Here is a 10,660-nt window from a genome sequence, read left to right as displayed (position 1 = left end):
CATCAACCCCCCCCACATCAACCCCCCACGAAAGGCATCACGTTGAAGAAGCTCCTCACCGCGCTCAAGAGACTCGCGGCCGTCGGCGCCGCCGCCCTCGCGATCGCCAGCCTTCAGCCCGTCTCGTCCGCCCAGGCCGCCCCCTCGCCGGTCGTGGGCGGAACCCGTGCCGCGCAGGGCGAGTTCCCGTTCATGGTCCGGCTCTCCATGGGCTGCGGCGGCGCGCTCTACACCCAGCAGATCGTGCTCACGGCCGCACACTGCGTGGGCTCGACCGGCGCCAACACCGGCATCACCGCCACCGCCGGCGTCGTGGACCTCCAGTCCGGCACGGGCCGCGTCCAGGTCCGCTCCACGTACGTGTACCGGGCCCCCGGCTACAACGGCAACGGCAAGGACTGGGCACTCATCAAGCTCGCGCAGCCCATCAACCTGCCGACCCTGAAGATCGCCACCACCACGCAGTACAACACCGGCACCTTCACCGTGGCCGGCTGGGGTGCGGCCACCGAGGGCGGCTCCCAGCAGCGGTACATGCTGAAGGCGACCGTGCCGTTCGTCAGTGACGCCACCTGCCGTTCCTACCGCGGTTACAGCGGCCTGGTCGCGAGCGACGAGATCTGCGCCGGGTACGCGGCCGGCGGCGTCGACACCTGTCAGGGCGACTCGGGCGGCCCGATGTTCCGCCGGGACGCGGCCAACGCCTGGATCCAGGTCGGCATCGTCAGCTGGGGCATCGGCTGCGCCCGGCCCAACGCGCCCGGCGTCTACAGCGAGGTCTCCACGTTCGCCTCGGCCATAGCCTCGGCGGCGGCCTCTCTCTGATCCACTCCGGCTCCGCATCTCTTCGTACGACGTCCACGGGCCCGGCGCGTCCAGCGCCGGGCCCGTGGACGCGCATGCGCGCCGTATCCGGCCTTCGGTCAGAAGCCGCCGCCGAAGTCTCCTCCGCCGCCGAAGCCCCCTCCCCCGCCGCCGAAGTCACCGAAGCTGCCGGTGTCGAAGTCCGCCCCGGACACGTCGCCGCCCTCGTAGCCGCCACCGAAGTCGCCGTAGCCGCTGCCGTAGTCGGAGGCATAGGTGGGGGTGGCCATCAGGCTGCCCAGCATGGTGCCGACGAGCAGACCGGGCAGCAGTCCGCCGCCGAAGTAGCCGCCCGCCCAGGGGCCGTAGGCGGGGCCCGCCTCCCAGTAGGGGCGGCGGCCGTAGTCGGTGTCGACCTGGCGGACCACCGGATCGCGGCCGTCCGCGAGGCGGGTGCGGTCCGCCGCGCAGACCGGCACCTCGCGGGCGGCCCCGCCGGGCGGCGTCCAGGTGGCGTCGGCGACGGAAGGGCCGTGGCGCGGGTCGAAGAAGCACGGCGGGCGGCGCTCGGGCAGCGGCTCGCCGGCCCGGCGGGCGGCGAGCCGGGCCAGGGCGAAGCGGCCGTCCTCCAGGGTCTCGGTGACCGGGCGCACGTCCTCCGGTCTCGTCGCGCCCGCCATGGCCGACTTGGCCTTCTCGTAGGCGTCGAGGGCGTGCTCGTAGTCGCCGCGCATCGCGTCGTCGGCGCCGGGTTCGCCGGGGTGGAAGTCGAGCCGGTCGAGTTCCTCGCCGTAGGCGGTGACGTCCTCGTCGACGACGACGCGGAGCCGTTCGAGGGCGGCCCGCTGCTCGTCCGCGTGCCGCCTGCGGTTACGGCGTACGAGCGTGTACGCGCCCGCGCCGCCGGCCGCGACCAGGACGCCCGCGGTGATCAGGCCTGTCGTCGACACTCCGCCGCCGCTGCCCGAGGAGTCCCAGCTCGCGGGCGCCGAGCCGCCCATGTTGGCGAGGGCCCGGTCGGTGAAGGCGTCGAGCTGGGCGGTGGCGTCGTTCTCGCCCTGGACGCTGGTGACGAGGTTGCGCACGGCCGACGCCGGCAGGACGGAGGGGTCGGCGCGGGCGTCGAAGCGGTCGCCGAGGCGGATCGCGTAGAGACCGGTCACGCCGGTGGCGGTGCGCAGGTCGGTGAAGAGGTTCCCGGTCGGGTAGCCGGCCGGGAGGACGGCGACGAAGACGGGCTTGTCGGCGTCCTCGATCGTCTTCTGGAGGGCGTGGGCGTCCGCCTGGGAGAAGTCGGCGGACGCCGCCGGGTCGACGTAGACGGGGCTCTCGCGCAGGGCCGCGGCGATCGTCGACACGCTGGTGTCGGCCGCGGCGCGCGGGGCGCCCGCCGTCACCAGGGTCAGTGCGGCGAGCGCCAGCGCGAGGAGCAGTCCGGCGAAGCCTCGGATCGAAAGTGCGACCTTCATACTTCGAAGCTACCCCGTACAGGGGCAAAGTAGGGCAGCCGGAGCAGGACTGTGACTGCGGCCTGTGGCTTATTCGGCCGGAGTCACCCCCGCGCGCAGGAGTCCGTAGGTGTAGGCGTCCTCCAGAGCCTGCCAGGACGCGGCGATCACGTTCTCGGCGACGCCCACCGTGGACCACTCGCCGGTTCCGTCGGTGGTGGAGATGAGGACGCGGGTCGTGGACTGGGTGCCGTGGACGCCCTCCAGGATGCGGACCTTGTAGTCCACCAGGTCGAGCTTGGCGAGCTGGGGGTAGATCTTCTCCAGAGCCACGCGCAGGGACCGGTCGAGGGCGTTGACCGGGCCGTTGCCCTCGGCGGTGGCGACGATGCGCTCACCCTTGGCCCACAGTTTGACGGTGGCCTCGTTGGCGTGGCTGCCGTCGGGGCGGTCCTCGACGATGGCCCGCCAGGACTCGACCTCGAAGTACTTCAGGGGCCGGCCCTCGACCTCGGCGCGCAGCAACAGCTCGAAGCTGGCGTCGGCCGCCTCGTAGGTGTAGCCCTGCAGCTCGCGTTCCTTGACCCGGGCGACGACCCGGCCGACCAGGTCGCGGTCGCCGCCGAGGTCGATGCCGAGTTCCTTGCCCTTCAGCTCGATCGAGGCGCGGCCTGCCATGTCGGAGACCAGCATCCGCATGGTGTTGCCCACCAGCTCGGGGTCGATGTGCTGGTACAGGTCCGGGTCGACCTTGATCGCGGAGGCGTGCAGGCCGGCCTTGTGGGCGAAGGCCGAGACACCGACGTACGGCTGGTGCGTGGAGGGCGTGAGGTTGACGACCTCCGCGATGGCGTGCGAGATGCGGGTCATCTCGCGCAGCCGGCCCTCCGGCAGCACCTTCTTGCCGTACTTCAGTTCCAGGGCGGCGACGACCGGGAACAGGTTGGCGTTGCCGACGCGCTCGCCGTAGCCGTTGGCCGTGCACTGCACGTGGGTGGCGCCGGCGTCGACGGCGGCGAGGGTGTTGGCGACGGCGCAGCCGGTGTCGTCCTGGGCGTGGATGCCGAGGCGGGCGCCGGTGTCGGCGAGGACGGTGGAGACGACGGCCTGGATCTGGGCGGGAAGCATGCCGCCGTTGGTGTCACAGAGGACGACGACATCGGCGCCGGCCTCCGCGGCGGCGCGGACGACGGCCTTGGCGTACTCGGGGTTCGCGCGGTAGCCGTCGAAGAAGTGCTCGCAGTCGACGAAGACGCGGCGGCCCTGGCCCTTCAGGAAGGACACGGTGTCGCCGACCATGGCGAGGTTCTCGTCCAGCGTGGTGCGCAGAGCCAGTTCCACGTGCCGGTCGTGCGACTTGGCGACCAGCGTGATCACGTCGGCGCCGGAGTCGAGCAGCGCCTTGACCTGGGGGTCCTCCGCGGCCTTGGCGCCCGCCCGGCGGGTGGCGCCGAAGGCGACGAGCTGGGCGTGCTGGAAGTCGATCTCGGCCCGCGCGCGGGCGAAGAACTCGGTGTCGCGCGGGTTGGCACCGGGCCAGCCGCCCTCGACGAAGCCGACGCCGAACTCGTCCAGGTGCCGTGCGATCGCGAGCTTGTCGGCGACCGTGAGGTTGATGCCCTCGCGCTGGGCGCCGTCGCGCAGGGTGGTGTCGAAGACGTGGAACGAGTCGTCGAGCTCGCTGGTTTCCGTCATGGTCTCAAGGCTCCTGTTTTGGATCTCGGTCTACCGGAATGACCGGCTCCACCGTCCCCCCATGGTCCCTCGCGCTTGTCCCCCGGCTGAAGGTGGGCCAGGAAAACGAAAAACCCCTCGCGGGTAGCGAGAGGTCTGCGCGCGGGTCGAGGACACGATGGCCGCCCGTACCTGGTCGTACGTGGCGGTCACTGCGGACCGGCGCGCCTGCTGCCAATAATCGTGGCGAACGAGAGCACGAGGGGAGTTTGGCACAGGGCAGCCCGGTGGTCACCGACTGTCTCAGGATGCGAGCAGGGCGTCCGTCACGGACCTCCGCCACTTGCCCGACGACCTGCGCACGGTCGGTGCCGCGCAGGACGAGGACCCGCTCACGGTCGGTGCCACGCAGCCCGACGGCCCGCTCACGCTCGATGCCACGCAGCACGAGGACCCGCTCACGCTCGATGCCACGCAGCCCGACGGCCCGCTCACGCTCGATGCCACGCAGCCCGAGGACCCGCTCACGCTCGATGCCACGCAGCACGACGGCCCAGTGGACGGAGAAGCCGTCGAGCAGTGCCCGCAGCCGGGCGGCGACCCGTCGGGATCGACCGGGCGGAACGCGCCGCGCGAGACGCCCTCCGCGAGCAGCACCACCAGGTCGTATTACCAGGTCGCGGTGCCGGGCACCCTCGATGGCCGTCGGCGGGTCGCGGGCGTCGTCGGCGCCGGCGCCGGCGCCGGGAAACGGGAAGCGGGAAGTGAGCGCGGCGGTGTGACATGGGGCGCCGCTCCCCTTTCGGCGACCACGGCTCGCGAAAGGGCCGCCCCGGACAAGAAGTCCGAAGCGGCCCTTGCGGACGCGGGGTACGAGCTAGCCGATCTCGTGCATCCAGCCGTGCCGGTCCTCGGCCTTGCCGCGCTGGATGTCGAGGAGCGCCTCGCGCAGCTTCACGGTGACCGGGCCGGGCTCGCCGCCGGAGTGCTGCCACTCGCCGCCGGCGCGCTTGACGGTGCCGACGGGGGTGATGACCGCGGCCGTACCGCAGGCGAAGACCTCCGTCAGCGTCCCGTTGGCGGCGTCGGCCTGCCACTGCTCCAGGGAGACGCGGCCCTCCTCGGACGCGAAGCCGAGGTCGCGGGCGACCTGAAGGAGAGAGTCACGGGTGACGCCCTCCAGGATGGAGCCGGTGAGGGTGGGCGTGACGATCACCGGCTTCTCCTTGGACGCATCGCCGTACACGAAGTACAGGTTCATGCCACCCAGTTCCTCGATCCAGCGGTGCTCGACCGCGTCGAGGTAGCAGACCTGGTCGCAGCCCTTGGCGGCGGCCTCTGCCTGGGCGAGCAGGGAGGCCGCGTAGTTGCCGCCCGTCTTGGCGTCGCCCATGCCGCCGGGGACGGCACGGACCCGGTCCTCGGAGACCCAGATGGAGACCGGCTTCACCCCGCCGGCGAAGTAGGCGCCTGCCGGGGAGGCGATGACGAGGAACAGGTACTCGTTGGCCGGCTTCACGCCCAGGCCCACCTCGGTAGCGATCATGAAGGGGCGCAGGTAGAGGGACTCCTCGCCGCCGTGCGCGGGCACCCAGTCCTTGTCCTGGCGGACCAGGGCGTCGCAGGCCTCGACGAACGTCTCGACCGGCAGCTCGGGCATGGCGAGGCGACGGGCGGAGCGCTGGAAGCGCTTGGCGTTCTGGTCCGGGCGGAAGGTGGCCACGGAGCCGTCGGGGCCGCGGTAGGCCTTGAGGCCCTCGAAGATCTCCTGGGCGTAGTGCAGGACGTTGGTCGCCGGGTCGAGCGGGATCGGCGCGTACGGGACGAGCTGGCCGTCGTGCCAGCCGCGGCCCTCGGTCCACTTGATCGTCACCATGTGGTCGGTGAAGTGGCGGCCGAAGCCGGGGTTCGCCAGGATCGCGGTGCGCTCGGCGTCGGAGAGCGGGCTGGCGGAGGGCTTGAGCTCGATCGTGGGCGTCGTCATGAGTGGTTGTCCTTCACCGGTGTTGTAGTGACGGGCCGCTTTCGTTCCTGTACGCCCAGTGCTGGGACGTCCGAGCATTCCCTCATTCCGCGGCTCCGCGTTCGATTATCGCGCGGGACCGGCGGTGGAAGAAACAGGGTGAAAGGCGGCCCGGGGTCGATGGTGGCACCCGGCGGGGGACATGCGAAAGCCGCCGGGTGCGGATGCGACCCGGCGGCTTCGAATGATGTCGAGGTGGCGCGGGCGTCAGCCGGCTACTCGTACGGCGAGCGCGTCGCCGATCTCGGAGGTGGAGCGGGCCGGCTTGCCCGTGCGCTCCGCGAGGTCGGTGGTGACCGCGTCCTCGATGCGGGCGGCCTCGGACTCGTAGCCGAGGTGGCGCAGCAGGAGGGCGACGGACAGGACCGTGGCGGTGGGGTCGGCCTTGCCCTGGCCCGCGATGTCCGGGGCCGAGCCGTGCACGGGCTCGAACATGGACGGGAAGTCGCCGGAGGGGTTGATGTTGCCGCTCGCGGCGACGCCGATGCCGCCGGAGACGGCCGCGGCGAGGTCGGTGATGATGTCGCCGAAGAGGTTGTCGGTGACGATCACGTCGAAGCGCTCGGGCTGGGTGACCAGGTAGATGGTCGCCGCGTCCACGTGCATGTACTCGGTGGTGACCTCGGGGAACTCCTCGGCCACCTTGTTGAAGATGTTGGTCCACAGGTGGCCCGCGAAGGTCAGCACGTTGTTCTTGTGGATCAGTGCGAGCTTCTTGCGGGGGCGGGCCTGGGCGCGGGCGAAGGCGTCACGGACGACGCGCTCGACACCGAAGGCCGTGTTCACGGAGACCTCGGTGGCGACCTCGTGCTCGGTGCCCTTGCGGATGGTGCCGCCATTGCCGGTGTACGGGCCCTCGGTACCTTCGCGGACGACCACGAAGTCGATCGCGGGCTCACCCTTGAGGGGGGTCTCCACACCCGGCAGCAGCTTGCTGGGCCGCAGGTTGACGTGGTGGTCGAAGGCGAAGCGGAGCTTGAGCAGGAAGCCGCGTTCCAGGACGCCGGACGGCACCGACGGGTCGCCGATGGCGCCGAGCAGGATCACGTCGTGCTTCTTCAGCGCGTCGAGGTCGGCTTCGGTGAGGGTCTCACCGGTGGCGTGGTAGCGCCGGGCGCCGAAGTCGAACTCCTTCGTCTCCAGCTTCACATCCTGCGGAAGGACGGCGGAGAGGACCTTGAGACCCTCGGCCACGACTTCCTGGCCGATGCCGTCACCGGGGATCACTGCGAGATCGATGCTGCGAGACATGTGAGCACCCTACTCGGCGTCCCAGGGGATGACATGGACCGTCCGCGATACGGACACGGCGCGTGGCGGAACAGGCGCGTGCTGGAACAGGGGGTGGCGGAACGGGCGGTCGGACCGGCGACCGGGCGACCCGGCGACCGGACCGGAGTGCAACGCGGGTCCTGGAGTCCCGTCCAGGACCCGCGTCACACCCCGTGCGGGAGCGGCTCCCGGACTGTGGGGTGACCCTGAATCCGCGACCTGCGGCCACTCAGTGGCTCGTGCGGCCGCCGGTCAGCGGCCCGTCAGGGCAGGTCAACGGCCGGTCGGTGGCTCGTCAGTGGCCCGTCTCGCCGCCGTTGTCACGGCGGTCGAGGGCGCGCTGCAGGGCCGCGGCGGCGTTCTTGCGGTCGGACTCGCTCGTGCGGGAGGTGTGGCGGACTCGGCGGCGGACAGTCGTCTCGGCCATGGGAAATCGACTCCATTCGAGAACAGGGAGTGCGGCGGGTCTTTGCGAAACTCCCCCACTGCCTCAACGGCGTGGGAGGTGCCCCCAGATGGGCCGGGGAGCGGTGCCCGCAGGGGTTGCCTGCACGGGGCCCGGCTCACGACCGCCATTCGCTTGGTCGAGCGAGACGTTCGGCTCCTACAAAACTAAGGGAGGAGCCCGCGCCTGTCTCTACAATTACTCGGACTTCCTACTATCTGAGACGGCACGCCTGTCCCACCCCTGCTGACCTGCACTTTCGTAAGAGGACGAGGCCGAACCAGCTGATCAGCCGATCGCCGCGGTGACCGCCTCCCAAAAGCCCTCCGGGTCCTCCGCCCACGGCAGGTGCCCGGCCGTCGGCAAGGTCACCCGGCGAACGTCCGGAAGGGCCCGTTCCAGGGAGTCCACGGCCGAGCGCGGGCGGATGTCCCGCGCCCCGTCCACGATCACGACGGGTACGTCGAGGGACTCGCAGGCGGTGAACAGCGCGGGCGTGCCCCACACGCGCTTGCGTTCCTCGTTGAGGACCTTGCTGCACTCGGCTGCCACCCCGAACCAGGGGTCGGCCATCCGCCCGGCCAGCTCCAGCGCCCGGTCCCGGTCCTCGAACTCGACGGACCACTGGAGCACGGCCCGCTCCCGCGCCTCCTCGTCGGTGAAGAGGCGGCGGCCGGTCAACTCCCGCCAGCGGGCGAGCCGTTCCGGATGCTCACCGAGCCGGGCGAGGAAGTTCTCCCGGTAGGCGGGATGCCACTCGGCGTCGGGCCCGATGCCCGTTCCGCTGACGTAGACCAGGGTGCTCACCCGCTCCGGGTGGGCGAGCGTGTAGGCCAACGCGAGCTGGGCGCCCCAGGAATGGCCGAGCAGCGCCATCCTCCCCAGGTCGAAGCGGTCGCGTACGGCGTCCAGGTCGGCCACGAACCGCTCGGTCGTCCACGGGCCGTCGCTGCGCTGCGAGCGCCCGCACCCGCGCTGGTCCCAGCGGAACACGGCTGCCCGGCCGGCGAGTTCACCGCCGACCTCGTCGAACATGTCCCACAGGCCGGGCCCGCCGTGGCACAGCACCAGCGGCTCGCCCTCCCCCGCGCGCGCCGTCCAGAGCCGTGCCCCGTCGTCGGCCGTCACCTTCTCCTCGGTCCACGTCATACGGCCAGTCTGCCCGCCCGGACATGCCGACGGGCCAGGTCGGCGAAGACCTGGCCCGTCCGAGGTACGAGGGCTGTCAGCCCATGTGCGGGTAGGTGTAGTCGGTCGGCGGGACCAGCGTCTCCTTGATGGCGCGGGTCAGGGTCCAGCGCATCAGGTTCTGCGGGGCGCCGGCCTTGTCGTCGGTGCCGGAGGCGCGACCACCGCCGAAGGGCTGCTGGCCGACGACGGCACCGGTCGACTTGTCGTTGATGTAGAAGTTGCCGGCCGCGTAACGCAGCTTCTCCATCGTGTACGCCGCCGCCGCGCGGTCGCCCGCGATGACCGACCCGGTGAGGGCGTAGTCGGACACCGACTCCATCTGCGTCAGCATCTCGTCGTAGCGGTCGTCCTCGTAGACGTGCACGGCGAGGAACGGGCCGAAGTACTCGGTCGTGAAGACCTCGTTCTCCGGGTCGGTGCACTCGACGACCGTCGGGCGCACGAAGTAGCCGACCGAGTCGTCGTAGCTGCCGCCCGCGACGATCGTGCAGGCCGGGTCGGCCTTCGCGCGGTCGATCGCGGCCTTGTTCTTGGCGAAGGACCGCTCGTCGATGACCGCGCCGAGGAAGTTCGACAGGTCGGTCACGTCACCCATGGTGAGGTAGTCGACCTCGGCGGCGAACTCCTCCTTGAAGCCGGAGTTCCAGATCGACGCCGGGATGTACGCGCGTGAGGTCGCCGAGCACTTCTGGCCCTGGTACTCGAAGGCACCGCGGGTCAGGGCGGTCTTCAGCACGGCCGGGTCGGCGCTCGGGTGGGCGACGACGAAGTCCTTGCCGCCGGTCTCGCCGACCAGACGCGGGTAGGAGCGGTACTTCTCGATGTTGGCGCCGACGGTCTTCCACAGGTACTGGAAGGTCTTCGTCGAGCCGGTGAAGTGGATGCCGGCCAGGTCGCGGTGTTCGAGGGCGACCTCGGAGACCTCGATGCCGTCGCCGGTGACGAGGTTGATGACGCCCTTGGGCAGCCCGGCCTCCTCCAGGAGCGCCATCAGCAGCACGGCGGCGTGGGTCTGGGTCGGGGACGGCTTCCAGACCACCACGTTGCCCATCAGGGCGGGCGCGGTGGGCAGGTTGCCCGCGATGGCCGTGAAGTTGAACGGCGTGATCGCGTAGACGAAGCCCTCCAGCGGACGGTGGTCCAGCCGGTTCCACACGCCCGGGGAGTTCGCCGGTGGCTGCTCGGCAAGAATCTGACGGGCGTAGGCGACGTTGAAGCGCCAGAAGTCGACCAGTTCGCAGGGACAGTCGATCTCGGCCTGCTGGGCCGTCTTCGACTGGCCGAGCATGGTGGAGGCCGCGAGGGTCTCGCGCCAGGGGCCGGCCAGCAGTTCGGCGGCGCGCAGGATGATCGCGGCGCGGTCGTCGAAGGCCATCGCTCGCCAGGCGGGCGCGGCGGCGAGGGCCGCGTCGAGGGCGTCCTGGGCGTCCCGCCGGGTGGCGTTGGCGTAGGTGCCGAGGCGGGCCGTGTGGTTGTGCGGCTGCACGACGTCGAAGCGCTCGCCGCCACCCATCCGCTTCTCCCCGCCGATGGTCATCGGCAGGTCGACCGGGTTGTCGGCCAGTTCCTTGAGCCTGGCCTCCAGCCGGGCCCGCTCGGGCGAGCCGGGGGCGTAGCCGTGCACCGGCTCGTTGACGGGGGTGGGGACCTGGGTCACAGCGTCCATGATGTCCGTAACTCCTTCGTGAGCGATGGTGGTTCAGCCCTTGGTGAGCATGCTTCGTACGAAGAACCGCAGGTTCGCCGGCTTCTCCGCCGGCCTCCGCATGCTGCGCCTCCCCGGGGGACAACCCCCGGACCCCC

The 10,660-nt window shown here is 71.0% G+C and carries 8 protein-coding genes and 1 pseudogene; 1 reads left to right on the top strand and 8 read right to left on the bottom strand.

What is annotated here, in order from left to right; all coding sequences use genetic code 11:
- The first annotated feature begins 42 nt into the window (after nucleotides 1-42).
- Entirely contained in the window at nucleotides 43-825 is a 783-nt protein-coding gene (locus P1P75_RS08240) for a serine protease (protein ID WP_319253047.1), read from the top strand.
- Nucleotides 826-923: 98 nt separating this feature from the next.
- On the opposite strand, the gene P1P75_RS08235 is transcribed toward P1P75_RS08240, so the two are convergent.
- The 8 genes and pseudogenes from P1P75_RS08235 to pruA form a co-directional block, all read right to left on the bottom strand.
- The gene (locus tag P1P75_RS08235; RefSeq protein ID WP_319253043.1) at nucleotides 924-2,273 is read right to left on the bottom strand and encodes a hypothetical protein; all 1,350 of its coding nucleotides are present in this window, start codon (nucleotides 2,271-2,273) and stop codon (nucleotides 924-926) included.
- Nucleotides 2,274-2,342: 69 nt separating this feature from the next.
- The gene (gene cimA, locus P1P75_RS08230; protein ID WP_319253041.1) at nucleotides 2,343-3,947 is read right to left on the bottom strand and encodes a citramalate synthase; all 1,605 of its coding nucleotides are present in this window, start codon (nucleotides 3,945-3,947) and stop codon (nucleotides 2,343-2,345) included.
- 490 nt (nucleotides 3,948-4,437) lie between these two features.
- A pseudogene (locus tag P1P75_RS08225) lies at nucleotides 4,438-4,653 on the bottom strand (TetR family transcriptional regulator C-terminal domain-containing protein); the annotation flags it as partial.
- A 150-nt stretch (nucleotides 4,654-4,803) separates the two neighbouring features.
- Nucleotides 4,804-5,910 (bottom strand): branched-chain amino acid aminotransferase, encoded by a 1,107-nt coding sequence (locus P1P75_RS08220; RefSeq protein WP_319253039.1) that lies wholly within the window; start codon nucleotides 5,908-5,910, stop codon nucleotides 4,804-4,806.
- A gap of 246 nt (nucleotides 5,911-6,156) precedes the next feature.
- Complete coding sequence (locus P1P75_RS08215) at nucleotides 6,157-7,200, bottom strand: 3-isopropylmalate dehydrogenase (RefSeq protein ID WP_319253037.1); 1,044 nt, start codon at nucleotides 7,198-7,200, stop codon at nucleotides 6,157-6,159.
- 316 nt (nucleotides 7,201-7,516) lie between these two features.
- Nucleotides 7,517-7,648 carry a hypothetical protein gene (locus P1P75_RS08210; RefSeq protein ID WP_107085114.1) on the bottom strand — a complete coding sequence of 44 codons (132 nt, stop codon included), beginning with the start codon at nucleotides 7,646-7,648 and terminating at the stop codon, nucleotides 7,517-7,519.
- A gap of 306 nt (nucleotides 7,649-7,954) precedes the next feature.
- On the bottom strand, nucleotides 7,955-8,815 hold the full coding sequence (locus P1P75_RS08205) for an alpha/beta hydrolase (protein ID WP_319253033.1): 861 nt from the start codon (nucleotides 8,813-8,815) through the stop codon (nucleotides 7,955-7,957).
- Between the two features lie 76 nt (nucleotides 8,816-8,891).
- On the bottom strand, nucleotides 8,892-10,523 hold the full coding sequence (pruA, locus tag P1P75_RS08200) for an L-glutamate gamma-semialdehyde dehydrogenase (RefSeq protein WP_319253031.1): 1,632 nt from the start codon (nucleotides 10,521-10,523) through the stop codon (nucleotides 8,892-8,894).
- Nucleotides 10,524-10,660: the final 137 nt, after the last annotated feature.

Origin of the sequence: Streptomyces sp. ID05-39B (genome assembly GCF_033794725.1) — a bacterium.
In the GTDB taxonomy this organism is placed as follows: Bacteria; Actinomycetota; Actinomycetes; order Streptomycetales; family Streptomycetaceae; genus Streptomyces; species Streptomyces bobili.
This window is presented reverse-complemented; position numbering and strand designations above follow the sequence as displayed.

Coding starts and splice junctions, on each gene's coding strand:
- P1P75_RS08235 (WP_319253043.1), bottom strand. CDS start 2,273: ATGAAGGTCGCACTTTCGATCCGAGGCTTCGCCGGACTGCTCCTCGCG.
- P1P75_RS08220 (WP_319253039.1), bottom strand. CDS start 5,910: ATGACGACGCCCACGATCGAGCTCAAGCCCTCCGCCAGCCCGCTCTCC.
- P1P75_RS08205 (WP_319253033.1), bottom strand. CDS start 8,815: ATGACGTGGACCGAGGAGAAGGTGACGGCCGACGACGGGGCACGGCTC.
- pruA (WP_319253031.1), bottom strand. CDS start 10,523: ATGGACGCTGTGACCCAGGTCCCCACCCCCGTCAACGAGCCGGTGCAC.
- cimA (WP_319253041.1), bottom strand. CDS start 3,947: ATGACGGAAACCAGCGAGCTCGACGACTCGTTCCACGTCTTCGACACC.
- P1P75_RS08210 (WP_107085114.1), bottom strand. CDS start 7,648: ATGGCCGAGACGACTGTCCGCCGCCGAGTCCGCCACACCTCCCGCACG.
- P1P75_RS08215 (WP_319253037.1), bottom strand. CDS start 7,200: ATGTCTCGCAGCATCGATCTCGCAGTGATCCCCGGTGACGGCATCGGC.